This window comes from Patescibacteria group bacterium (genome assembly GCA_041664365.1).
In the GTDB taxonomy this organism is placed as follows: Bacteria; Patescibacteriota; Patescibacteriia; order UM-FILTER-42-10; family UM-FILTER-42-10; genus JAHJEX01.
Genome location: JBAYKW010000005.1, coordinates 68666 through 93730 on the forward strand (window position 1 = coordinate 68666; position 25065 = coordinate 93730).

The following is a 25065-nucleotide window of genomic DNA, read 5'->3' on the forward strand; positions in this document are numbered from 1 at the left end:
CTTAAAATAATTCCTTTAAGTAAATTGAATGTGTCTTTTCGACCATCTTTATCCAACTGAACTGTTTTATGTGTTCACGTCCTTTTGCTCGCAAACTTTCCTGCAATGATTTATCCTGGATTACCGTTTTTAGTACCTGTACTATATCACTTATTTCATCCGGATGAAAGTATTTTGCCGCGTCGCCCAGTATCTCGGGCATACACGGAGCATTTGAAGATAATACAGGCAAGTCATAACTCATTGCCTCCAGTGGTGGTAAGCCGAAACCTTCAATTGAAGACGGGAAAACATATAGCATGGCCGAACGATAAAACAATGGCAGTTCGGCATCGCTGATAAACCCGGTAAAGATTACATTGTCGGTAATTCCATACTCTTTAACCGATAACTCCAGTCGCTCGGAGAAATAATCCCGCTTGCCGACCAAGACTAACTGCACGTCAATCTTCTCTTCTTCACGCAATTTTTTGAAAGCGATGATCAGTCTTTCCAGATTTTTGTGCGGATAGGTGTTTCCGACATACAACAGAAACGGTTTGGTAATATTATGCCTTTGGGCAATTTCAGAAAAATCTCCCTCACCCTGTCTGGGCGCGTCGCACGCTTCATATGTTACTACCACCTTTTCATCTTTAACTTTGAAATGTTTCACTATTTCTTGTTTGGAAAACTGAGAAACAGTAATGATTCTTTCCGCTTTTTTTGCCGCCATCCAGATAACTATTTTATACCCTGTTTGTTTTGCCTTATACAGAATCGGGCCGAGCTTAGTTGCTCGTCTGGTGGGAAAATGCGTAATTATCAGATCGTGAATGGTTACTACAAATTTTCCCCGGTATAATATCGGGATGTTAAAATGAGGGAAATGCATCAGATCCACTTTTTCCTTTTTTATTTTTCCGGGCATCTTGAGCTGTTCAGCCAGCGAATACCAGCGATAATCCGCCAGCACTTTTTTAAACCTGCTGTTTTTCGGCTGAAATTCGTCCCAATTATCTTTGCGTAAAAAAACTACATACTCATTATTATCATCAATATCCTGCAGATAATCTACGAGCTTTTGGGTATACCTACCCGGACCTGTTCTGGTCGGCCCGTAAAACCGGGCGTCTATTCCTATTCTCATATTGATTCGTTTTACTACCTATAAAGATACAAGATTTTGAAAAAGATTCAAAGTATCTCGTGCGCTGTTTTCCCAGGTGAATTTTTCTGCCTGCTTTCTCCCCTTTTGCGAAAGATTTTCAGATAATTGTTCATTATTCAGAACCTGCTTAAATGCTTCAACCAGCTCATCAATATTGTGAGGATCAATCAGTACGGCAGAATTTTCACAAATCTCGGCAAGCGATGAAGAATAACTGGCGATTACCGGCGTTCCGGCTGACATCGCTTCGAGCGGAGGAAAACCGAATCCTTCATAAAACGAGGGATAGACAAAGCATTTAGCTAATTGGTAGATCGCCGGTTTGTCTTCGTTTGGGATATAACCGAGAACATGCACTCTGTTTTGTAATCCGGGCTTTGCGATGAGGCTATTGATCTGTTGTTCGCTTCCCTGCGCAGCTCCGGCTAAAACCAGGTGGCAGTCGGAATCCTTGGCAAATTCAGCGAAAGCTTCAACAACCATTTCAATATTCTTTCTGGGCTCAAGCGCGGCTAAACTCAAAATATATTTTTCCGGCAGATTATATTTTCTGATTACATTATTTTTTATATCAGCATTTTCACTGCTGTAAAATTCATAATCAATACCCGGATAAATTCTCTGTACTTTTTCCGGCGGAACATTTAATACCTCAATTATGTCATTGCGAGTGTGGTCGGATACTGCGATTATTTTATCAAACTGACTGACCAGTTTTTTAGCATTAATCACCTCATGCCAGAAACGCCCTTTTGCGGAATACAAACCAGGATAGAGAATAAAAGATAAATCATGCAAAGTTATTACTTTTTTCGGGATTTGTGACAATGCCAGAAAAATAATGTTGGGTTCAAAAAATATATCCACACCCCCCATCATTTTATCGATTTTTGGTTTATGCAAAAAACGAAAACTGGCATTCAATAATTTATTTGGATACGAAAAATTCTTAAAATTCACGTTTGATTGTGTGAATTTTCCTTGAAAAAATGCTGCGGCATTTTTATAACTGTTCGAAAACAGAAAATACTCGTTCTGAGTATCTATCTGCAACAAGTTTTCTATAATTTTTTCAGTATAAACCGATATCCCACCCGCTTTTTTTTCAAGCAGTGAGCGCACATCGATACCAATTTTCATAAATAGTTTTAAATATTTTCCTTTGCCTGCGACGGAGTTTTGAAATATCGGATCATATATACAAAAACAATGCTCAATACTAATCCGACAATAAATCCGATAATGGTTGTCAGAATAATTTGAGGATCATTTTTCACAATTACCGGCTTTTCACCGACAATTTCAAAAAGTGCTTTATTATCCGCAGTTTGATTGATTGTAACCGCTTTTTCTTCAACGACTAAAATTACCGCCTGGGAAATTTTATTTGCTGTTTCTTCATCACGCTCGTTAAATCTGACGACGATGTTTTGTGGTGAATATTTCTTTGTTTTAAAACGATTCGCAAACTTTTCCAGCGATTCAATCTTTGGATCGACATCTCCATTTTCATATATATCCAAAAGGACTGACGGGGTAAGAAACCAACTGATCACGGTTTGAGAAAAAAGATCAGATGCCTGGATACCGAAATAACTGTCATCATAGTACGGGGTATCCTGTTTATTTATTCTGTTCACAGCAAAAGAGATGGATGAAGCATAGGTTACCGGTCGGTAGTTAGTAACCAAAAATGCACCCAACGCGACTAACAGTGTAAAAGTGATGATAAACACTCTGCTTTTTCTCAAAATTGATATATGCTCTTTTAATTCCATAATTTTTACTTAATATTAGTATTTTCAAAGTTTTTATATGCCTCTAAAACGTATGACTTAATCTTATCTTTAAATGCAGTTGTGTCAAATGTCTCTGCATGAGCCCTGATTTCATCCTTCGAATAACTTTCCGGCTTAAAGTGGATTATCGTATCCGCCAGTGCTTCCCATGCCTGGTCAGAAAACAACTCCCCAGTTTTTCCCGGAACCACAATTTCGCGTGCTCCGCCTTTATTGAAGGCAATAACCGGCCTCCCGGAAGCCATCGATTCAATCATTACGATGCCAAAATCTTCTTCCTGCGGATTAATAAATGCGAGCGCCTCGCTGAATAGTTTCATCTTTTCTGTTTCCGATACTTTTCCGACAAATTCTATGTTTGGTCGGGCCATCTTTTTAAGATTATCTAGTTCCGGTCCGACGCCAAATATTTTTAATGGAATACCCAGCCGGTTAAAAGCCTGCACACCTATATCAAATCGTTTATATGATACCAGTCTTCCTCCCATCAAATAATAGTTTCCTAGACTATTACTCACCGAAAATTTCCTGATATCTACCGGCGGATGAATAATAATACTGTCACGTTTATAGTATTTTTTGATCCGGTGCTGGACAATCTTAGAATTACTGATAAATTTATCCACCCGATCCGCCGCCAGCTGGTCCCACAAACGTAATTTATGTAAAATAAACGGAACTATTTTTTTTACGACCGGCCCGTAGGCAAGCTCCTGTACATAGCTGTGTGTATCACTCCATAGAAATCTGGTCGGCGTGTGGCAATAGCAGACATGCAAAGTTTCCGGTTTGGTGATAATTCCTTTTGCAAATGCGGAAGTGCTGGACAAAACTATATCATATTCCGATAAATCATAACTTTCCGTGGCGGCAGGCATTAGTTTAATAAACCATTTATAATGTTTAACACCTCCGGGTAATTTTTGGATAAACGATGTGCGGATATCTTTGTTGGCAAAATTAGCATTAGCCTGTTTCGGATTGTACACAAGCACATAGGTAGGCGCCTGGGGAAAAATCTCCTGAAATGCCATCAGTACCTTTTCCGCACCTCCGTCTTGTGCTAGATGATCATGGATTAATGCTACTTTCATATATTTATCATATCATATTATGCCGCGGAACGCTTAGCTATAAGCGCAAACGGAGTTCTGAAAATTAACTGCAAATCCAGCATCATAGACCAGTTTTCAATATAATAGACATCCAACCTGGCTTCGTCTTCAAAGTTTAAATCAGATCTGCCTGATACCTGAGCCATGCCGGTGATGCCGGGCTTGATCGTGAGCAGTGTTTTATGATGCTTTTGATATTTACTGACTTCTTCCGGTTCATGCGGACGCGGTCCGACGATACTCATATGGCTTTTTAACACGTTCCATAACTGCGGCAGTTCATCAATACTGCTGGTCCGTAAAAACTTACCAAAACGGGTAATTCTCGGGTCATTCTTCATTTTAAATAAAGGGCCGTCGGAGCGCTCATTAAACTGCGTCAGATCTTTCTTCATATTGTGAGCGCCCTGTACCATCGAACGGAATTTATACAAAGTAAACGTCTTCCCCCTTCTGCCGACTCTTTCCAGTTTTACAAACACTGGGCCTGTAGAATCAAGTTTGATAATTATTCCTACTACCAGAAATACCGGCAGCAGGATAACCAGAAGAATTACAGAAATAAAAATATCAAAAACCCTTTTTAATATTTTCCCCCAGCCGTCAAGCGGAGTGCGTTTCAATTCAATCACAGGAATATCAGCAAGCGGTGTAATAACGATATTTGTAGCAGATGTATCAAAAAGGTTTGCTACATATTTGAAGGTAATATGATATTCATTACACAAATCAATGATCTTTAAAACGTATGGTTTGTCGATATCCGAATCTGCCTGAATAACTTCATCAATCAAAGAGCTCTCGAAAGCATGTCTAATTTGCCCAATATCATCTTCACTTTTAATCTGTATATGCTCAACAATCTTATAACCCAGCGCCGGATTATCCCGCATGATTTTTACGATCCCGTTATCGGATAATTCCCGCGCAATAACCGCGACTCTGTGTGATCCAATCCCTTTTTTCAGAAGCTTGCGCTGAATAGAGCGCACAATGAATCTTTCAATGCCAATAAAGAGAATCGTCAGTATCCATCCTGTGAGCACAATAAAACGGGATGAAAATAGTTCCCGTTGAAAAAATATTACGATAATTATCACCAGTACTGCCGTTGAACACGCCAATACTATTTTTGTAAATTCTTCCACCATTTTTCTGGTGGACCGGATACTATACAGCCCGCTGAAAGCAAACACAATCACCCAGAGCAAACTGGCAAAAATCAGAATCGGAATAAACTCTTTCAACGGCATTTCATAGATAACCGGGCGCAGTTCAGAAACAAAAGATCCGAACCGAAGTCCATAAGATGCCAATCCGGCTAAAACTATAACAACAAAATCCAAAGGAACCAGAATTGCGCTGAATGATAGTTCCGATTTATTCATCCCGTAAAAATTATGAGTTATAGAATTATTAACACCGCTATATCCTTATCAATTACAGTATACCTTTCATTAGGACAGATTAGCCAAATAGAGGTTCATGTTAAGACCCCTATTTTAGAGTTGCCGATATCCAAGCCTATAAGCCGAATTTTGTATTCCGCATAGCGGAACGATGATTATCTATCTAGCCATGTACCGAAACGCGGCGCGTCTGGTACGTGGTCAAGCGATCAACCCGCCCCCGTTGCATTTATTGCTAAATACCCGGGGACCTATTTAATCTTGCACCGGATAGGGTTTTTCATCCCCTTCTGTTGCCAAAAGAGGAAAAGGATTCTTAGGCCCTTACTTTTCACCCTTACCCCACCAATTACGGGGCGGTTTTGTCTCTGTGACACTATCCCTAGGACTTCCGGACATTAAAAAGTCTATAGAACTCTTCAATCCCCTTTATTCCCGGCCCGAGTTACGAGCTATCCACTTCTCCTCACACCAATATTTTGAACAGAAAAAATCAATTTATTCATAACATTGGTGTGAGGAGGGTGTTCGGACTTTCCTCCCAGTACATATGCTTTTGCAATGTTCCGGGCAATCATCCAGCTTAGATAACGGCAATGTATATCATACTACAAAACGCCAGATTGTCAACCCCATTAGAGAACTTTTCTAACGGGGTCAATTCCTATACTTACTAAATACAATCATAAAAACTAAATTGATTATTGAGATACTATTAACTTCCGAGTCGCTTATCCAGACACAAATTCACCTGGGCATCAGCCAGTTTATTTTTTTCTCTCGGGATGTGATGATATTCAACAGAATCAAATTTTTGCACCAGATTCCAAACCTGGACAAAAAGCGTAGCGAGCCCGGCATCTTTCACTTTATATTTTCGGTTCAACTGGTTAACAATCAATTCACTGTCTGAATAAATTTTGATCCTGGTTCCATTCAGTTCAATAGCTTTTTTCAGCGCTAAAATTATGGCTCGGTATTCCGCCTGATTGTTAGTTGTTTCTCCCAGATATTCAGAATATTCACCCAGTATTTTTTTATGCTCATCAAATATCACAACACCAGATGCGGCCGGTCCGGGATTACCGCGCGCTCCACCGTCTGTAAATATTATTAATACATCATGTTTCATATCTTCTTATTTGAGTAAATAAAATCTAGTATTTCTTTCTCAGTTAGCAATTCTACTGGTGCCTTATTGTCGTATAGTATATTTGCACTTTGGTCTTGTTGAACAGTTATAACTTTTTGTGCGACTTCTTTTACAATATCATTTAGAATACCGATACTATTTTTTTTCTGCATGGAATCAAATTCTAAATCTTTATCAGATGCAACGACTAACCAATTGAATCCATCTCTTCCTAATGGAACAGCATAAGTATTTCGATAAACTGATTTTACAGTTTGAAGTATGCTTTGGAGAAGACGAGATTCATATTTTATGGCATTTATATTCATTGCCAGAATTCCGTTTTCATTCAAATGTTCATTAACTTCATTAAAATATTCTTGTGTTGATAAATGAAAAGGTATATAGATTTGTTGTGCATACGCATCAACAATTATCAAATCATACTTTTTATCTGATGCTCTGAGAAAGGTTCTTCCGTCAGAAGTATAGATATTTATATCTTGATTATTCAGATCAAAATATTCTTTTGCTGCGGTAATAACACCAGGGTCAAATTCTACTCCGTCTATTTTTAAATTATATTTGTCCTCAAATAAATTTAAATACTGATGACTAATTGTTCCACCTCCTAAGCCAATCAATAAAACATCCAAATCACCCGTATTATTCTTATGTAAATATGGCAGTACAGAATAATAATCATAATAATTATCCAATATGATATTTTTAGGATCATATATTGATTGCACTCCGTGACCATCATTTATCAGTAGTAAATATCTGTCAGAATTTTCTTCCTTTACTACTTGTACATACTGATAAGGAGTTTCTTTCTCATAAACAAGTCCTTTTGATGGTTTAATAATATCTTTACTGAATAAAAATATAAATACAATCGGGATAGCCACAAATAGATAAAATAAAAATTTATTCTTTTTCATTCCCAGTGCTCCAAGTAGTAACAAGACAGATGACGATATAAATATTGTTTCTCTAGTACCAACAAACGGAATTAACCAAAATGATGATAGAAAAGTTCCTAGGATACTACCAATAGTAGAAAATGCATAAAGATTACCTGCTGTTTTTCCACTATTTTCAACTGATGAAACGGAGATTCTAATAGCAAAAGGACTTACCATGCCAAGTAAGAATATCGGGATAAAAAACAAAATTACCATCACAAAAAAAGACCCGATGATTAACTCCGCGCCAAACAATAACCTTGCAATAATAATTTCTATGAACTGATAGAATAAAATAGGTATAAAAGTGGCAAACAGACCAGCAACAACTAAAATAAGCATTAAACATTCAATTTCCGGGTGCTTATCAGCATATTTACCACCAATCCAATAACCTAAGGATAGCGCAATTAAAACTACACCGATTATACTTCCCCATACAAAAATAGATGTACCAAAATATGGTGCTAATAACCTAGAGGCTGCCATTTCAATAGCCATTACTGCAGCGCCAGCGCCAAACACAATTGAATAAAGGAATATTTTTTTGTCTCTATTCATTATTTACTTTTATATCAATAATTTTTAATTCCAACTCCCGATTTCCGTTCCATTCATTGACCCCAACTTCAAAGACTATATCAGCTTTTTCACCTATCTCTATAGTATCAAAGAAATCACCAAAACCAAAACCGATTGTTTTCCGAACCAGTCCCGAATCATCTCTGATCATCAACTTGAGGTGCTTCCCGGTACTGCCGACTTTCTGCATACCCGCTACCTCGGCGCCACGCACCAGAAAATACGGATTGCGGTTTCCTTCACCAAATGGCTGAAAAGAATCCAGCTGGCCGTAAAATTCCCAGTCAATATCTTTCAGACGGATATCCGCCTCCACTTCCAAAAACGGGAAAAGTTTTTTACCGTGCAATTCATCGTTCACTACTTTTTCAAAATCAATCTGGAATTGTTCCACACTGGCGACGCTTTTTAATGTAAATCCTCCTGCCTGCGAATGTCCACCCCAGCGCTCAAAATGGATCTGCGTTTTTTCCAGCGCCTCCACAATATTAAACTCCCGGATACTCCTGCCGGATCCGGTAATTTTCCCGTCCTGTTCCGTCAGGATCAGTGTCGGACGATAAAACTCATCGGCGAGTTTGCCTGCAATCAGACCAATAATCCCCGCCGGCCAATCTTTTCCGATCGCAAATAATAATTTCTTTTCATCACCTACATCGCCGATTTGGATTTTTGCCTCCTGCACATAATCAACAGTGATTTTCTGTCTTTCAATATTATTCATTTGCAGTTTTTCCGCCAGCTCTGCCGATTTTTCCGCCGTCTCAGCCGTAAGAAGCTGGAAAGCAAGTATAGCATGATCCATCCTGCCAGCTGCGTTGATCCTGGGCCCGATTTGGAATCCGATTGTAAATGTATCAGCTTTACCTTTGCGATTCCCGATTGTTTCTATTAATGCTTTCAAACCGGGTCTTCTGGTTTTTTCCAGAACAATCAATCCGTATTTTACAAATACTCTATTCTCCCCAAGAAGAGGCATAATATCAGTAACTGTGCTGATTGCCACCATATCAAGAAGCCACTTCTCAAACCCTTCGGGCAGTGTATATTCCTGTTTAGCCAGAGATTCAGTTATTAATGCTGACGCTAATTTAAAAGCAACGCCGGATCCCGCCAGATGCTTAAAAGGATATGTCTCTCCTTTAACATTGGGGTTGATGATCGCATTCGCCCTCGGCAAATCAACCGGCGCTTCATGATGGTCGGTGATGATTACATCGACGCCGTTTTTCCTCGCCAGTTCAACTTCCGCGTGGTTAGTAATTCCGCAGTCTGTGGTAATAATCAGATTATTCCCCTGATCAATGAAATTTTGCACCGTAACAACGTTCATACCGTATCCTTCTCGTTCACGATGTGGAAGAAATACAGATACATCCGCGCCCAGGTTTTTCAGCGTATCATATAGAACTACCGAACTGCAGACGCCGTCCGCATCATAGTCACCGTGCACCACTATCTTTTCTTTGTTTTCAATCGCTTGCCATATTCGCTTGGTTGCCTTCTTCATATCCTTAAATAAATAAGGGTCATGAAGATTATGTTTATATTCAGGATTCAAAAATTCATCAATATCATTCTGCTCGACAATATTCCGGTTATACAACAACTGTAAAATTACCGGGTTGATTTCCGGGAATTTGTTAATCAGTGCTTCCGGCACCTTCTTACTTACCACCCATTTTTTATTCATTATTTCCTTGCGCTCATCACTGCTTTCGCTTACACCATTTTTTCAAAATTCGGTGTAAGATCTGTTTTGCCCAAAACCTGTTTGACCAGCGGACCTTTAATTCTTTGAGCTACTACGGAATTATAGGAAGGCTTTTCCTCCTGATAAAATATTCCGATCGGAATCCGCTCCCCCCATTTCATCGCCTTGGCATGCGCCTCTAGTCTGTCTTTTGGTTCGTAACCCTCCTTATTCATATCATAAATCCGCTGATTGAAATACTGGAACGTATTCAACTTGTTGAAAGTAACGCAGTTCTGCAGGATATCAATAAAGGAAAAACCCTTATGCTGAATCGCTAGCTTGATTAGCCCAGCCAAATGATCCGCTCTGCCGGAAAAACCTCTTGCCACAAACGTAGCATTGGCAGAAAGCGCCAGCGAGATCGGGTTTAGCGGGTCTTCAATTATCCCTGCCGGAGTTGTTGTAGTAGCCATCCCCTTCTGTGACGTCGGAGACGCTTGTCCGGTTGTCAGACTGTACAGCTGGTTATCATGAACCAAATAGGTAATGTCGTAATTATTTTTGCAGGCATGAATAAAATGATTGCCTCCTTCTCCGTATGCATCTCCATCGCCGCCGATCGCCAGCACTGTTAATTCATCGTTGGCAAATTTTATTCCGGCCGCAGCAGGTAGAGCCCTGCCATGCAGGCTATGGAAAGCATAAGTTTTCACAAAATTATTTTCATTGCCAGAACAGCCGATACCATAGCTGACCGCTACTTTATTCGGATCAAGATCCATTTCGGTTAATGCTTTTTTTAAAGCGATCCAGATACCGAAATTTCCGCAGGCTGGGCACCAAGTTGGATCATGGGGAGTGTTTAGTTCTTCTGGTTTCATAATTTATTAGGGTTAAGGGATTAAGGATTTAGGAATTAGTGATTAATAACTAGCATATTAATTCAGCTAGTTTTTCAAAATGTCACTAATATAACCATGAATTTCGTTGGGGTAAAACTGTCTACCGCTGTATTTCAACAGCTTGTTTTCAATTTCTTCACCGGTAAACTCACGAATTAAAGAACCCAGCTGTGCCGTAGAATTATTTTCAACCAGAACAATATTCTTTGCACTTTTTATTATTTCTTTTACTTTCTCACTCGGAAAAGGGAAAATATATGCTATGTGCAGGAAATTTACTTTCAGATTATCCTGTTCGCATAATTTCATCGCCTCTATAATCGGTCCTTTAGTTGATCCCCAGGCGATTAATGTTACATCGGCATTTTTCTGGCCGTACAATAACGGATCCGGCAATTCTTTTTCCGCCTCGATAAGTTTTAACGCTCTTTTTTCCACCATCCGGACTCTGTTCACTGCATCCTCGGAAGAATAACCAAATTCATCATGTTCGTCCGAATTAGCATTGTGCATGCCACCCGGCTGTCCCGGTACGCTTCTTGGTGAAATTCCGGTCTCCGTAAATTCATATCTTTTAAACTCCTTAATCTTTTTCAGTTCCGCATCGGAAATTAAAGCGCCGCGTTCAATCTCCAGTTTGTCGGTCTCGAAAAATTCTTCCGATTTATTACTTTCCGACATAAATTTATCAGAAAGAATAAATACCGGCATCTGATACTTTTCCGCCAGATTAAAAGCATGGTGTGTGGCATAAAACGCCTCTCGCACGTCACCTGGTGCGATTATTATTCTCGGGAATTCGCCTTGAGAAGCATGGATTAAAAATTGCAGATCGGCTTGTTCCGTCCACGTCGGCAGTCCGGTGGCCGGACCCGGTCGCATCACTTCAGCTATAACAATCGGAGTTTCAGTAATACCGGCAAGACCCAAAGCTTCCACCATTAGAGAAAAACCGCCGCCCGAAGTACCGGTCATAGCTCTTACACCCGCGTAGCTTGCGCCCAGTGCCATAGTGATGGCCGATATTTCATCTTCCGTTTGTTTAACCAAAATATTATGTTTTTCAGCATTGGCTGTAAGATAATGCAGAATGGTTGTGAAAGGGGTCATGGGATAAGCGGACATAAATTTACATCCGCCCGCAACAGCCCCCATACCAATAGCTTCATTAGCGGTCAGTACCATTTGTTTCGGACTTTCAATTGGTTTCAGCTTAAATGGAAATTTCTTAACATCAAAATTATCTTTTACATAATTGAATCCCGCTTCGGCAATTTTAATATTCAAATCTACTACCTCGTCACCCTTTCTCAGGAATTCATTATGGATCATCTCTTTTAACAAACCGAAGTCATAGCCGATTATGGCAACCGAAGCGCCCAGGGAGACAGAATTACGCATTACTTTCTTACCCCCGGCTGTTTCGGCCAGCTTAGCTAACGGGATAGGAAAGAGATTATACTTTTTCGCATCAATTGCACTTACATCAATTTTTTTGTCTTCATTATCATAGATTAATCCGCCGCCTTCTTCCAGCTCGTCTTTATGTAAATCAATTGTCAGCTGGTCTAAGGCCACCAGTAGATTTACGGCAATTTTAGGAGAATATTTTTCATCACTGCCGACATTGACCTGATATGTATTATGCCCGCCACGGATCAGCGACGGATATTCCGAATAGTCAAAAATGTGCAGTCCTCCCCTGGCGCAAATTTTAGAAAACATCAGTCCAATTGACTTAATGCCATAACCTGCCTCGCCTGCTATTTTCCAGTTCAGATCGTTGACAGTTGGTTTAATACTCATAAGAATACTTTTAATTAATAAATTTTAACGGTTTTTTTAGTCGACTTATCGCTTTATTTAATACATCCATATGATTTTTGTGCACCAGTAATTTTTGCGCTTCCTCATATGTGCACCAGCAATACTTTTCGTGCTCCGAGGAAAGACGCACTTCTTTATCTGCTAGCCCTAAATAGTAATCTACAGTTTTATTTACCAGATACTCATCACGAATGAAACGATAATGAGTTTTAGTTCTAAAATTTTTGATGATTTTAAAATTATCAATACCCGTCTCCTCTTTCATTTCCCTTTTCAAAGTATCAAGTTTCTCTTCACCCCTCTCTATTTTCCCCTGCGGGAATTCCCACTTCTGAATCCATTTTTTAAAAACAACCAGAACTTTATTTTCCGTATTAAACAGAATTATTCCTACCGCGTTTTCAGTTCTCTTTTTTTGCATAATATTTCTACAGTTGGTAACTTATAATCAGTAATTGGTAATGGAAGTTCGAGGGGGTACAGTTTACCGATTACCAATTACTTTATTACCTTTTTTACTCTGCGAATTGCTGGTATTTTTCACCCGCCTTATATACTTCCATGTTTTTTGCGCTATATTAATCATTTCCCCTTCCGGTGCAATGAGTACCCGGCAGTTTTTTGGCAATCGCATATTTTTTAAAACTAGTTTTCTGATAATCGCGCTGTTCATGCCGACCACTCCAGTAAAAACAACCGCCTGCGGATTCGCACTCATGCCAAGATACGAAGCCAAATACCTCCTGATATCATAAACATAAACTGCCAGCGCCTGTCTGGCCAGCTTCTTCTGCCCGGCAGAATATCGAGGAGCAGATTTATATCCGGCTATTTTATATCCCGCTGCTGTCAGTACTTCCCGCAGATCGTCACTACCAAATAAACCCAGTAATCCGGATTTTTTATTGATTAATACATCAATTTCTTCCCAGGACATTTTTAACTCCTTAGCCAAATACATCACAACAGCCACCGGTAAATCACCTGAACGCGTTGCCATTGTCAGCCCTTCGTTGGGTGAAAAACCCATAGATGTATCTTTAACACGCCCTTTTTCCAGCCAGGAAATACTACAGCCGGACCCCAAGTGCAAAGTTATTGCTGACAGCTTACTTACACTGACACCAGTTTTTTCCGCGGCATAAGCGCAGGCCATTTCGTGGCTTAGCCCGTGAAATCCGTATTTTCTGATGTTGAATTTTTCGCAATACCTGACCGGCAGTGAATACAAATACGCTTCCGGTTCCAGATCGGCATACCAGGCGGTATCAAAACTGGCTACTATCGTAACTCTCGGCCAGGTCGTTTGTACTAATCGCGCCTGCTCCAGACTCTGAACATTGTGAAGTGGTGCAAGGTGATTATATTTGCTGATTCTATGAATCGTTTTTTTATCCAGTTTACAGCTTGCCTTAAATTCCGGACCGCCATGAACCACCCTTATGCCCACAGTCTGGATTTCCAGATTCGCGAAGATTGTGACTACAGCCTGCCAGGCCGATTTGAGACTGTATTTTACCGGATAACTTTTCTGCAGTTTCTTTCCATAATCCCGGTAAACCAAAACTGCTCCGGTATTATAGCCGGAGTAGGAACCGTCAATAGTAATTTTTCCTACACCCTTATTGTCATATTCATAGACAGTGAATTTAAGACTGCTGGAGCCGTTATTCAGAACTAGAAGGTGCTTTTTTTTATTATTCATATATGTAAACCTTCTGGTTATTTACTAGGCCAACTGCGTTTCCCTCATCCGTATCCAACTGAAGTCGGGTGTCATAATCTCCGATTCGGACAACAACGTTATTCAGTATTACGGAACGATCACCCTTGATTAATACAGAAATCTTTTTTCCATGTTTATAATTCCACGCTTTCGCCTGTCGTTCCGACAAGTGCAAATGGCGCATTGCAACAATAGCAGGGGCCGTTACTTGTCCGCGCGGACCTTTTATAATTACCCTGCTGGAATTTTTTACCTGTCCGGAAATCTGTACAGACGGTTTAATCCCTAAATAATAGCAATCAGTAACTGACAGCTCAACTTGAGTTTTGGACCTAATCGGACCAATGATTCTTACTTTTGAAAAACTATTACGTTTCCCAATAATTGATAATGTTTCTAATGTTGCAAATTGATGTGGTTGAGATAATTCTTTTAGCTTCTTTAGTGCATAGTTTTTACCAAAAAGTTTGTCTACATCTTTTTGGCTCAGGTGAATATGGCGCGCTGATATTTCGGCGATAATTGTTTTCATAATTTTATTTCTTAAATTTATTTTTTACATCTTTCCAATAAATCAAGCCGTTCTGAGCGCCGGTCTTCTGCACTAATGACGCGGTATTTAACATACATAAATAAACAGCTTTTTTGATATTGCCATTGAAATGTATCATACCCGCGACAAACGATGAGCCGAAACAGTCCCCCGCTCCGGTTGTGTCGATAACTTTTCTGTCAATAACTTTTGAAAAATAAGAATTTTTTCCGTCATAAACATAGGCACCTTTTCTGCCGTCTGTTATCACAACAATCTTCGGTCCCCACGCCTGAATAATTTTTGATAAAGCACGGGCATTATTAATCTGCTTTGGTATCAGCCCTGCCGATAGAACCAGTTCAATCGCTTCATCTTTATTGATAAACAGTATATCAGTAACCTTCAGCACCGGAGAAAGTTTTTTCTTTCCAGCCTTTAATTGTGTTTCACCGGGGTTCCAACCGAGCTTAGTTCCACTTTCTTTGATAAATTTTACAATTGATTTGGCATTATTTAACCATGTTTTACCGGTTAATGAAGAAACATATAGCCACTCTGTTTTTAATATTTTAGCTGCATTCTTCGGGAAAATGGACGCGTTATTGGATCCGCGATATAAAAAGGCAACATGATCTTTTGATTTTTCCGCAATTGTGATAAATGAAAAGCCGGTAGAAAGTCCGCTGTTGCGCTGAACGTATTTAGTATCAACACCCTCGTTTTTTAAGTCTTTAATAATCGAATCTCCCTCGCGGTCATTTCCGACCGTAATCCAGCACGCATTATTGAGACCGAGTCTGGCAAAAGAGACAGATGTATTGCATCCGCCACCGCCCAAACCGAAGTGTACTTTATCACTGATCATCTTAGCACCGTATTCAAACCCGATCAGTTTCTGTCGGGTCAGATCTTCAGGAGTATCAATTACCTGACCTTCATCAGTATAAAAAGTGATATCACGTGTAGCCCCACCCAGTGAAATTACGTCGTAAATCTTTCTATTCATAAGATAATTGATTATTCTCAGTTTAATTATATATTAACAAAAATTATAGACACAAATTAAATCAAAGAACGGCCGGTCATCTCCGCCGGGCGATCAAAACCCAGAATCTGCAAAATTGTCGGCGCAACATCGGCCAGCATACCAACCGGACGCAAACCGGATAAATCATGGCTCTGCAAAGTATTCTGCCCCTCCCATTGTTTACCGATCAGAATAAACGGCACCGGATTTGCCGAATGCTCCTTAATAATATCTCCCGTTTGCGCATTCATCATTTCTTCAGCATTACCATGATCTGCCGTTATTGCAACCACGCCATTCATATCGAGAGTCACCTGGACAATATCCTTTAAAGCTTCATCGACAACTTCCACCGCCTTGACCGCCGCTTTCAGATTTCCGGTATGACCAACCATATCAACATTTGCCAGATTAATAACAATCAATTTATATTTTTTTGTTAACGTTTCCTGTACAACCCGATCTTTAATCTCCCTTGTTGACATTGCCGGTTTCTGGTCATAACTCGAAACATGTGGTGAAGGGATTAATACTCGATCCTCTCCTTCATACGCAGACTCTTTTCCACCGTTAAAAAAGAAAGTAACATGCGGGTATTTTTCTGTTTCAGCGATATGTAGCTGTTTAAAACCGTTATCGGCAATTACCTTGGAAAGCGGCGTGGTAATCTCAACCGGAGGATACGCTATGGCGCTAACCGGCAGATCTTTTTCAAATTCCGTCATTGTTACAAAAAATAGATTGCTAATTTCGCGTTTCCTAGGAAATTTTTCAAACCCGGGCAAAACAAATGCCTTTGTCAGCTGTCTGGTGCGATCCGGACGAAAGTTAAAGAAAATTACCGCATCATTATCCTGGACGGTTGCAGTCGGCTTACCATTTTCTGTAATTACAGTTGGTAAAAATTCCTCATCAAAAATATTTTGCTCATAAGATTTTTTAATGATTGCAATCGGATCATCTGCAGTTTGTTCTGAAATACCGTCTACAATTGCATTATACGATTTTTCAATACGATCCCAACGATTATCGCGGTCCATGGCATAAAATCTTCCCGCGAGTGATGCTATTTTACCGATTCCCAAATCTTCAATTCTGCGCTTTAATTGCAGTATGAATTCTTCCGCGGTATTTTTTGCTGTATCACGACCGTCTAAAAAAGCGTGAATAAAAACATTTTGCAGTCCATTATCTTTGCAGAGCTCGAGCAGAGCATACAGATGCTCCTCTGAACTATGGACTCCACCGTCGGATACCAGACCCATAATATGCAGAGCTGAATTATTATCCTTCACATGTTTAACTGCGGAAAGAAATGCCTCATTTTTGAAAAAACTGCTGTCAGCTATTGATTTTATTATCCTTGGCAATGACTGATATACTATTCTGCCGGTACCGATGCTAAGATGACCGACTTCCGAATTACCCATTTCTCCCCATGGCAAACCTACCAACTCTCCGGAAGACTGCAAGGCCATCGTAGGATAAGTGGATACTATTTTATCTAAATTTGGCGTTACCGCGACACTAATTGCATTTCCACGTCGTGGCGGGGCAATACCAAATCCGTCAATAATAATCAAAGTGACAAAATCAGCGTTCATTAAAGCAGGCTTTTTAGTTTCATTAGTTTTGGCTTTTCAATATTCATAATTTCTAAAATAGTTGGTGCGACATTTCCCAATACACCTTCCGGCAGATTTTTCCTTTTCGTGATTTTTTTATCGGAACTGACTATAATAAACGGAACAGGATTGGAAGAATGTTTTGTATCAACTTCTCCGGTTTTCAGATTGATCATGTCTTCGGCATTACCATGATCAGCTGTGATGATAACCGTTCCTTTCTGTTTTTGCACCTGCTGAACTATTCTGCCGATGCATTTGTCAGTAAATTCGACGCCTTTGACTGTCGCCTCCAGATTTCCGGTATGTCCTACCATATCCGGATTGGCAAAATTTAAGGCAATAAAATCCTGTGACTTTGTTTTGAGTTTTTGCAGAACAATACTGGTTATTTTTCCGGCACTCATTTCTGGTTTTTCATCAAAATGTTTTACGGATGTAGACGGTACGGTGATTCTATTCTCTCCGCCCACAGGATCTGAATAACCGCCGTTAAAGAAATAGGTCATATGCGCATACTTTTGCCCTTCAGCAACATATAATTGACGTACATTCCGTAGAGCCATCGGCAATGTATCCCTGATATCCATGGAAGGATAAGCGGTCAGCATTCCCTCAAGATCGGGTCCGAAATCAGTCATGGCCACAAAAATAATATTTTTTAAAACCTTTTTCCGCTCAAAGCTTTTTGAATTCTTTGTGTTGAATTTATTTTGGATAAATGGCTTAGCTAACTGACGCGCCCTGTCTGAACGCAGATTATAGAAAATCACCGAGTCGTTGTCAGAAATCGGTTTACCGCCTTTCATAATACTTGGCGTGACGAATTCATCCGTCTCCCCCCTGTTGTATGCCTGCAAAATTGCCTGCTGTGGACTGTCAGTTTTTAGACCTTCCCCCAATACTAGGGCGTTATATGCCCGCTGGGTAATATCCCAGTTTTTTGTCCGGTCCAAATAGTATCGTCCCATCACTGTAGAAATAATCTCATTTCTATTCAGTTTTTTTTCAATTTTTTTAATCAACTTTATAGCGAAATAGCGGTTAGAATCCCTGCCGTCCGTGAAAAAATGCAGAAAAACATTATATACTCTTTTTCGCCGCGCAAGTTCAATCAGAGCCGTCAAATGGTCCGGACTCATGTGCGGACATTGATCACCGGAGATAATACCCATTAAATGCAGATTGGATTTATATTTGTTTACATGTTGCACCGCCTCCGAAAAACCTGGATTCCGATAGAACGTACCATTAATGATGCTTTTTGTGATAATAACAGAATCCTGATCCACAATTCTGCCGGCGCCAATATTCATATGACCAGCTTCCGAATTACCATCCTGTTTTGCCGGCAGCCCCACATACCTACCATAAGACTTTAGCTTGGTGTGCGGATATTTTTTCCACAAACGGTCCATTACAGGTGTCCTTGCCAGCTCAATCGCATTACTTTCGGAAGCGGGAGCGATCCCCCAGCCGTCGAGCACAATTAAGACAGTAGGTTTATAATGTGATACTTTTTTTCTTTTTATCTTTGTTGGCATTTTTTATTAGTAATCAGTAATTTGGTAATTGGTAACTGGTAATTTGGTAATAAGTAATCTGTAATTAGTAAGTAATGTGTGAATTACCAATTACTTATTACTATCGTTTACTTCCTCCTCAATCTCCATCAGTCGGTTGTATTTAACAATTCTCTCTCCTCGGGAAAGCGAACCGGTTTTAATATATTCCGAATTCACAGCAACACTCAAATCAGCAATAAAAGTATCAGCAGTTTCCCCGGAACGGTGGGATATTACAGTCTTGTATCCGTTTTCCTTCGCTAACCGGATGCAGTCCAGAGTTTCTGTCAGAGTGCCGATCTGATTCAGTTTAATCAGAATGGAGTTGGCGATTCCTTTATCAATACCCTTTTTAAACCGAGTAATATTGGTCACAAATAAATCATCCCCGACCAACATCATTTTATCCTTCAGTTTTTTAGTCATTGACTGCCAGCCGTCCCAGTCGTCTTCAGTCAGCCCATCTTCAATTGAGATAATCGGGTAGCTTGCTTGCCAATCCGCATACATAGTGATCATATCTTCAGCCGTCATACTGTGCTGCTCCGGTTGAATCAGATATTTATTGGAAGATGCGTTATGGAATTCTGAAGCGGCGACATCCAGTGCAAAAGAAACATTTTTTCCTATTTCGTATTGTGTTTTACTGACCGCCATCATGATTAAATTCATTGCCTCCTTATGCGACTGCACTTTCGGTGCAAATCCTCCCTCATCACCCACCATCACTGACAGTTTATTATTTTCTAACACCACTTTTAACGAATGGAAAATTTCAGCTCCCATCCGTACGCATTCTTTGAAACTGTCCGCTTTCGGCACAATCATAAATTCCTGCACGCTCAATTTATTATCGGCATGCTGACCGCCGTTGATAATATTCATCATCGGCAAGGGAAAAGAATACTTCCCCTTTATTTTTGCTAAGTTCCGCAGATATTCATACAAAGGAATTTTTACTGATTTTGCTGATGCCCGGGCATAGGCCAGGGAAACACTCAAAATTGCATTAGCACCAAGTTTAGCTTTATTCTCTGTTGCATCCAACTCAATCATCTTTTTATCCAATTCCTCCTGTTTACCTAAGGCAAATTCCTTCAAAACCGGAGCTATTTTGAAATTTACATTTTCTACCGCTTTTAAAACACCTTTGCCCAAATAGCGGTCCGGATCAGCATCCCGCAGTTCCAATGCCTCATAAGTACCGGTTGAAGAGCCGGATGGAATAGCGGCAATGCCGATGCTGCCGTCTGACGCAATAACCTTAGCTTCAATGGTGGGATTGCCGCGTGAATCCAGAATTTCGCGCGCAAATATTTCTTTGATTTTAACTGCATGGGTCATGGGTTTTTGCTTAGGAGTTAGTTATTGGTAACTAGTAATTTGTAATTGGTAACTACAAGCTATTGATTAAAAATTACGATTTACTAATTACGAATTACAAGTTACTTGTTACAAATTCGGCAACAAAGCAACCACCGGCAGTTCTTTGCCGGACAGGAATTCTAATGAAGCGCCACCGCCGGTTGAGACGTGTGTGAATTTGCCTTCCAGATTAAACATTTTAACAATCTTCTCCGTGTCACCACCCCCTACGATAGACGTGGCACCGCTGTTTATAATGGCATCGGCAATTTCTTTCGTGCCTTTGGCAAATTCTGCTTCTTCAAACAAGCCCATCGGGCCGTTCCAGAAAACAGTTTTTGAGGCGGAAATAATTTTCCGGTATTCTTCAATAGTTTGGGGACCGATATCAAGGTACGTCCATTTTTCCGGCAGTGTTTCTTTTTTATTAATATCCACCACTTTGTTTTCCGTCGGTGCTTCAATTGAGTTCGCAGCAACTAAATCTAAAGGTAGCTGTATAAAATCCCCTCCTTGAAATGAAGTTTTATCCGCAGTCTTTTCCAGCAGATCTTTTGCCGATTCCGAAGCAGTTTTTGTCGCATCAATCCCGACATCTTCCACAAATGACCCCTGAATATCTACATTCTGGGCTTTTAAAAATGCATTAGCCATCGCTCCGCCGATTAAAATAGAATCGGCTAGGGATAAAAGATTATTGGTAGTTTCCAGTTTGTCAGAAATCTTCGCTCCGCCCAATACCACAGTAAAAGGCCTGGCCGGATTATTCAGCATTTTGGAAAGTACATCCAATTCTTTTTCCATCAGAAAACCGGCGACGACTTCCTTGCCCTGTTTCAGAATTCCGGTTGTTGATGAATGAACGCGGTGCGCCTGTGCGAAGGCATCAAATACAATCAAATCCCCAAGACTGGCCAGCTTTCTGGAGAATTCTGCGTCTTCTTTCTGTTCTTCGGGATGAAAACGGACATTTTCCAGCATTATAATCTCACCGGGTTTCAGATCAGCCACCGCTTTTTCTACCTCCGGACCGACACAGTCATCCATCTTTTTTACCGGTCTTTTGATCAATTCTGACAGCTTTTCCGCTACTGGATCCATCCTAAATTTATCAACTACTTTCCCTTCGGGCCTTTTTAACCACGAAAGAAGGACTAAACTGCAGTCCTTTTCTAATAAATATTCAATTGTCGGTAAAGTGGCTTTGATTCTGGAATCATCCGGAACAATCCACTTGCCGTCTTTTTCTTTCAGTGAAATATCATATGCCACGCGCAAAAGCACCTTTTTACCCTGGACATCGATATCTCTGATTGTTTTTTTAGGCATAGGTTAAAAAGGCTAAATGTTCAAATAAAAAATGTGGATAATCATGTGAAATATTATCCTAATATAACAAATTTTCTGACTTATGTCACGCTGATTCCGTTTGCATTGCCAAATTGACATATACACAACATGTGATTTATAATTTAAGCACAATCAAGATGAATTGGGCGTTCTCGTTGGTCACGTTTTGTGACATTGAACGCTCTTTTTAGTTTAACGGTCTGTGACGCACACTAATAGTGCTAATACCCTAGATTTCTTTCATTATTCAGCATACAATTTAAATATTATCATTAATATAAAATCATGGATTCAACGCCTAAAATTAGAAAAATATGGCTTCCAAAACACAGCATAGTATACTGGTTTATAACTGTAATAATATTAGTAATAGTCACAATAGTTACTACCATGTTTTACCGGCATTATTTTGACCGATTTGATATCAATCACGTTACTCCTAATGATAACTTCGAATTCTCCGACGAGATAACTTGTGAAGTTGTTTATTCCACATTTAAACCTATCCAAGAAGAGAGTTTTAAATTTTTTGAAATCCCAACATTTACACTTAGTAGACTTTCTTCCGAAAACCCAGTTATGGATTTTGATGGGAGACAATATGATCTGGAAAAAACGAAGGAAAGCAATTTCACTGCTACCTATCAAGTTAAGCTACCTGAAGGATTTGGAGAAGATATAGTTGAAATCATCCAAGTAATAAAAGATACGGGGACATTTGTACGAACTTTTATGGGACAAAAACAATATTTCGGCGGACGAGAAGCACTTCATCCTGAAATGTTCCAATATGTTGTATCACAAAAAGGACGATGTGAATAGTAATTTGTACTTAAATCTATGATTATAATATTATGGAATCAACCCCAGAAAGCAAAAGAGTATTCAAACTGAATAAAAGCAAGCTATATTGGACAATACTAATGATTATCCTATTTGCCATCGTTTTAATTGTTGATCGATTCTATCAAAAAGAATTCAATCGTTTTGATGATTTACAAATTTCACCAAAAGGAAGTATTAAGGATAAAGATTCAATTACCTGTCACGTAATTCATAGCACTCGCGAAAATGGGAACGCTTCATTAAACGAAGCGATTGCGGAACTCCAGACGGCAGAGACCGACGAAGATGTTACCGCAATCCTCGACCGGTATCCAAAAGCAGTGCGAGATGAGCTTCAAGCCATGGGCGAGAAAGAATCCGATTCTGTATCCACAGAACCCGAACCGTGGACCGGACCAGCCGTCGACGCGGTTATGGAAACTTTCGGCAAGAGTCGAAACGAGATCATTGCAGTTCAGAGGATGGATATTCTGGAAAACGGCGTTCCTGTCGACAGCGTGGAAGCGGTGATCACCGACAAAGAGGAGTGGTACTACTACCGCATCGCTGACGGCACACTCAGCACAGAACTGCCAACAAGCAGGGCGGACACTACTAAGATCGACACCTATGACACTGAGATTGATGAATACAAAGAACCTCTCGACCGCTGGGATTATCAATGGCAGTATGAGTTTCCTGGTTTTGAAATAGTTGGTCTAAATTCAGACGTTGTACAGCTTGTAATAAATGGAAGACCGTGGGGCACATGGTATGTACAACACAACAGTGAAGGCTATATCACATTAATGAGTGAACCATACTGGAATATGGATTCAATCGGCATAAGTAAAACTACCGGCACATTTGTGCGAACGATGCACGGCATAAATGGTGAAGAACAATACGCCATCGCTCAAAAAGGATGGTGCGAATAAATAGTAGTGCCCATTACGAGTCCTATCCGCCATCGGCGGAAGGCGAAGCAATCCCGATTCCTAACAAATCATGATTACCATTGTTGAGCGGGATTGCTTCGCCTCGCTAAGCGAGACTCGCAATGGTTGCTGTTTATTACGCTAAATAAAAAGCGCGGATAGAAGTCCGCGTTTTTTAGAGTTAGAAATATATTTATAGGTTATTCTCAAAGAAACCGTTCACCTTCGCCTCATACAATGTTTTCTCATTGAAATAAGCCTCGCCATGATCCGCACCTTCAATTTCCCATAGTTCCGAATTACCCTGGGACACTCCAAAAATTTGCCTGGAGTGTTCAACCGGAATCTCCTGATCGGCTGTCCCGTGAATTAACAGCAATGGTGTTTTGCTTTGTGCTGCCGCTTTGATCGTCGAGACATCACCAGGTTTTATCCCAATCCGCCAATTCGCCCACTGTTCCAGAGACCAGATCATCGGTTGCTGGAGAAAACCGAACTTTGCAAACATATTATTTACCAATAAATCCAAAGAAGCATAGGCGCTGTCGGCAACAATCGCTTTGATTCTGGGATCGACACTACCATGCATAATTCCGACCGCACCGCCCATGGAAAATCCCATCACGCCAATTTTCTCCTGGTCAATATCGGTACGCGTGTTTAAATAATCAACCGCCGCCTTAAGATCCTTTTTTTCATTCCAGCCAATTGTTGTATATTTTCCTTCGCTGGATCCGAAGTAACGGAAATCAAACAGTAAAACATTATACTTATCTTGCAGGAACAGCGACCAGTTTAAGGCATCCGCTTTATTAGCCGGATAACCGTGCATAACAATTATCGTACCCCGCGCGTCTAATCCTGCGGGCAAAAACCAGCCCGCTAATCTCAAATTATCTTCTGTTTGAAAATATACGTCTTCATAAATCACGTTGTAATTGGCAGGTGTTATTGTATAATCTGTTTGCCTGGGGTGAGTAACATTGTAATACGCAAAAAATGAAACCACAAAAAACCAGGCAACTGTTATGATCGCGGTTATTAAAAGAATTTTTATTACTCGTCTTACCACTCTTTTTCCCCTCTGGAATTATTTAATTGGCAGTTCCACGTTAAATGCCGAACCCTTGCCCTCACCTTCACTTTCCGCCCAAATCTTTCCTTTATGCGCATCCACAATCTTTCTGGCAATAAACAGTCCCAAACCGGATCCGTCCGGTGAAAGCCGTGAGATTCCGGATCCGCGGACAAATTTGGAGAAAAGTTTTTCCGCATCAGTCGGATTGATGCCTACGCCGGTATCTTTAACAATAATTAATACATTATTGTCCTTCTTCTGAACCGTAACTGTGATACCTCCCTTTTCGGTATATTTGATCGCATTATCAACCAGGTTCAAAACGACATCCTTAATCTTGTCTTCATCCACAGAAAGCGTAGGAATTTTCTCTTTCGGCATAATGAATGTCAATTTCAGTTTTTTCTTGGCGGTGGTCGGTCGCAGTTCTTTCACTTCGCTCTGGATTACT

22 protein-coding genes and 1 other RNA gene are annotated in these 25065 nt (G+C 40.2%); 2 read left to right on the forward strand and 21 right to left on the reverse strand.

What is annotated here, in order from left to right; genetic code table 11:
• Position 1: 1 nt before the first annotated feature.
• The 19 genes from WCW66_04230 to WCW66_04320 form a co-directional block, all read right to left on the reverse strand.
• Complete coding sequence (locus WCW66_04230; protein MFA6391927.1) at positions 2–1129, reverse strand: glycosyltransferase family 1 protein; 1128 nt, start codon at positions 1127–1129, stop codon at positions 2–4.
• Positions 1130–1147: 18 nt separating this feature from the next.
• Entirely contained in the window at positions 1148–2290 is a 1143-nt protein-coding gene (locus WCW66_04235) for a glycosyltransferase family 1 protein (protein MFA6391928.1), read from the reverse strand.
• Between the two features lie 8 nt (positions 2291–2298).
• Positions 2299–2928: a hypothetical protein gene (locus WCW66_04240; GenBank protein ID MFA6391929.1), complete on the reverse strand. Its 630-nt coding sequence runs from the start codon at positions 2926–2928 to the stop codon at positions 2299–2301.
• Between the two features lie 5 nt (positions 2929–2933).
• Complete coding sequence (locus WCW66_04245) at positions 2934–4043, reverse strand: glycosyltransferase (GenBank protein MFA6391930.1); 1110 nt, start codon at positions 4041–4043, stop codon at positions 2934–2936.
• 17 nt (positions 4044–4060) lie between these two features.
• Complete coding sequence (locus WCW66_04250; protein MFA6391931.1) at positions 4061–5452, reverse strand: sugar transferase; 1392 nt, start codon at positions 5450–5452, stop codon at positions 4061–4063.
• Between the two features lie 123 nt (positions 5453–5575).
• Positions 5576–6063, reverse strand: an RNA gene (gene rnpB, locus WCW66_04255) — RNase P RNA component class A.
• Between the two features lie 125 nt (positions 6064–6188).
• A complete protein-coding gene (locus WCW66_04260) occupies positions 6189–6605 on the reverse strand; it encodes a ribonuclease HI family protein (GenBank protein ID MFA6391932.1) in 417 nt (138 codons plus the stop codon).
• Positions 6602–8134, reverse strand: coding sequence for a fused MFS/spermidine synthase (locus tag WCW66_04265; protein ID MFA6391933.1), 1533 nt, complete (start codon positions 8132–8134; stop codon positions 6602–6604). The genes WCW66_04260 and WCW66_04265 overlap by 4 nt, the downstream gene beginning before the upstream one ends.
• A complete protein-coding gene (gene recJ / locus WCW66_04270; protein ID MFA6391934.1) occupies positions 8127–9848 on the reverse strand; it encodes a single-stranded-DNA-specific exonuclease RecJ in 1722 nt (573 codons plus the stop codon). Before recJ ends, WCW66_04265 begins: the two co-directional genes overlap by 8 nt.
• A 29-nt stretch (positions 9849–9877) precedes the next feature.
• Complete coding sequence (locus WCW66_04275) at positions 9878–10732, reverse strand: thiamine pyrophosphate-dependent enzyme (GenBank protein MFA6391935.1); 855 nt, start codon at positions 10730–10732, stop codon at positions 9878–9880.
• Positions 10733–10798: 66 nt separating this feature from the next.
• Complete coding sequence (locus tag WCW66_04280; protein ID MFA6391936.1) at positions 10799–12559, reverse strand: 2-oxoacid:acceptor oxidoreductase subunit alpha; 1761 nt, start codon at positions 12557–12559, stop codon at positions 10799–10801.
• 10 nt (positions 12560–12569) lie between these two features.
• Positions 12570–13001, reverse strand: coding sequence for an NUDIX domain-containing protein (locus WCW66_04285; protein ID MFA6391937.1), 432 nt, complete (start codon positions 12999–13001; stop codon positions 12570–12572).
• A 63-nt stretch (positions 13002–13064) separates the two neighbouring features.
• Positions 13065–14285, reverse strand: a complete 1221-nt coding sequence (locus tag WCW66_04290; protein ID MFA6391938.1) for a hypothetical protein — start codon at positions 14283–14285, stop codon at positions 13065–13067.
• Positions 14278–14838 carry a phosphate propanoyltransferase gene (gene pduL, locus WCW66_04295; GenBank protein ID MFA6391939.1) on the reverse strand — a complete coding sequence of 187 codons (561 nt, stop codon included), beginning with the start codon at positions 14836–14838 and terminating at the stop codon, positions 14278–14280. The genes WCW66_04290 and pduL overlap by 8 nt, the downstream gene beginning before the upstream one ends.
• Positions 14839–14842: 4 nt before the next feature.
• Positions 14843–15847 (reverse strand): carbohydrate kinase family protein, encoded by a 1005-nt coding sequence (locus tag WCW66_04300; GenBank protein ID MFA6391940.1) that lies wholly within the window; start codon positions 15845–15847, stop codon positions 14843–14845.
• 56 nt (positions 15848–15903) lie between these two features.
• Positions 15904–17472 (reverse strand): 2,3-bisphosphoglycerate-independent phosphoglycerate mutase, encoded by a 1569-nt coding sequence (gene gpmI / locus WCW66_04305; GenBank protein ID MFA6391941.1) that lies wholly within the window; start codon positions 17470–17472, stop codon positions 15904–15906.
• Positions 17472–19037, reverse strand: coding sequence for a 2,3-bisphosphoglycerate-independent phosphoglycerate mutase (gene gpmI / locus WCW66_04310; GenBank protein ID MFA6391942.1), 1566 nt, complete (start codon positions 19035–19037; stop codon positions 17472–17474). Before gpmI (WCW66_04310) ends, gpmI (WCW66_04305) begins: the two co-directional genes overlap by 1 nt.
• Positions 19038–19127: 90 nt before the next feature.
• Positions 19128–20402 (reverse strand): phosphopyruvate hydratase, encoded by a 1275-nt coding sequence (gene eno / locus WCW66_04315; protein ID MFA6391943.1) that lies wholly within the window; start codon positions 20400–20402, stop codon positions 19128–19130.
• Positions 20403–20510: 108 nt separating this feature from the next.
• Positions 20511–21752, reverse strand: coding sequence for a phosphoglycerate kinase (locus WCW66_04320; protein MFA6391944.1), 1242 nt, complete (start codon positions 21750–21752; stop codon positions 20511–20513).
• 306 nt (positions 21753–22058) lie between these two features.
• Between WCW66_04320 and WCW66_04325 the strand changes: the two genes are divergently transcribed.
• Together WCW66_04325 and WCW66_04330 are read left to right on the forward strand one after the other, a co-directional pair.
• Entirely contained in the window at positions 22059–22595 is a 537-nt protein-coding gene (locus WCW66_04325) for a hypothetical protein (protein ID MFA6391945.1), read from the forward strand.
• 32 nt (positions 22596–22627) lie between these two features.
• Positions 22628–23536 carry a hypothetical protein gene (locus tag WCW66_04330; GenBank protein MFA6391946.1) on the forward strand — a complete coding sequence of 303 codons (909 nt, stop codon included), beginning with the start codon at positions 22628–22630 and terminating at the stop codon, positions 23534–23536.
• 193 nt (positions 23537–23729) lie between these two features.
• On the opposite strand, the gene WCW66_04335 is transcribed toward WCW66_04330, so the two are convergent.
• Both WCW66_04335 and WCW66_04340 read right to left on the reverse strand, forming a co-directional pair.
• On the reverse strand, positions 23730–24608 hold the full coding sequence (locus WCW66_04335; GenBank protein ID MFA6391947.1) for an alpha/beta fold hydrolase: 879 nt from the start codon (positions 24606–24608) through the stop codon (positions 23730–23732).
• Positions 24609–24626: 18 nt separating this feature from the next.
• On the reverse strand, positions 24627–25065 hold a 439-nt coding region (locus WCW66_04340), incomplete at its 5' end, for a HAMP domain-containing sensor histidine kinase (protein MFA6391948.1).

Coding starts and splice junctions, on each gene's coding strand:
- WCW66_04280 (MFA6391936.1), bottom strand. CDS start 12,559: ATGAGTATTAAACCAACTGTCAACGATCTGAACTGGAAAATAGCAGGC.
- WCW66_04245 (MFA6391930.1), bottom strand. CDS start 4,043: ATGAAAGTAGCATTAATCCATGATCATCTAGCACAAGACGGAGGTGCG.
- WCW66_04320 (MFA6391944.1), bottom strand. CDS start 21,752: ATGCCTAAAAAAACAATCAGAGATATCGATGTCCAGGGTAAAAAGGTG.
- WCW66_04330 (MFA6391946.1), top strand. CDS start 22,628: ATGGAATCAACCCCAGAAAGCAAAAGAGTATTCAAACTGAATAAAAGC.
- WCW66_04250 (MFA6391931.1), bottom strand. CDS start 5,452: ATGAATAAATCGGAACTATCATTCAGCGCAATTCTGGTTCCTTTGGAT.
- WCW66_04275 (MFA6391935.1), bottom strand. CDS start 10,732: ATGAAACCAGAAGAACTAAACACTCCCCATGATCCAACTTGGTGCCCA.
- eno (MFA6391943.1), bottom strand. CDS start 20,402: ATGACCCATGCAGTTAAAATCAAAGAAATATTTGCGCGCGAAATTCTG.
- WCW66_04285 (MFA6391937.1), bottom strand. CDS start 13,001: ATGCAAAAAAAGAGAACTGAAAACGCGGTAGGAATAATTCTGTTTAAT.
- WCW66_04230 (MFA6391927.1), bottom strand. CDS start 1,129: ATGAGAATAGGAATAGACGCCCGGTTTTACGGGCCGACCAGAACAGGT.
- WCW66_04265 (MFA6391933.1), bottom strand. CDS start 8,134: ATGAATAGAGACAAAAAAATATTCCTTTATTCAATTGTGTTTGGCGCT.
- pduL (MFA6391939.1), bottom strand. CDS start 14,838: ATGAAAACAATTATCGCCGAAATATCAGCGCGCCATATTCACCTGAGC.
- WCW66_04325 (MFA6391945.1), top strand. CDS start 22,059: ATGGATTCAACGCCTAAAATTAGAAAAATATGGCTTCCAAAACACAGC.
- recJ (MFA6391934.1), bottom strand. CDS start 9,848: ATGAATAAAAAATGGGTGGTAAGTAAGAAGGTGCCGGAAGCACTGATT.
- WCW66_04290 (MFA6391938.1), bottom strand. CDS start 14,285: ATGAATAATAAAAAAAAGCACCTTCTAGTTCTGAATAACGGCTCCAGC.
- WCW66_04260 (MFA6391932.1), bottom strand. CDS start 6,605: ATGAAACATGATGTATTAATAATATTTACAGACGGTGGAGCGCGCGGT.
- WCW66_04235 (MFA6391928.1), bottom strand. CDS start 2,290: ATGAAAATTGGTATCGATGTGCGCTCACTGCTTGAAAAAAAAGCGGGT.
- gpmI (MFA6391942.1), bottom strand. CDS start 19,037: ATGCCAACAAAGATAAAAAGAAAAAAAGTATCACATTATAAACCTACT.
- WCW66_04300 (MFA6391940.1), bottom strand. CDS start 15,847: ATGAATAGAAAGATTTACGACGTAATTTCACTGGGTGGGGCTACACGT.
- gpmI (MFA6391941.1), bottom strand. CDS start 17,472: ATGAACGCTGATTTTGTCACTTTGATTATTATTGACGGATTTGGTATT.
- WCW66_04240 (MFA6391929.1), bottom strand. CDS start 2,928: ATGGAATTAAAAGAGCATATATCAATTTTGAGAAAAAGCAGAGTGTTT.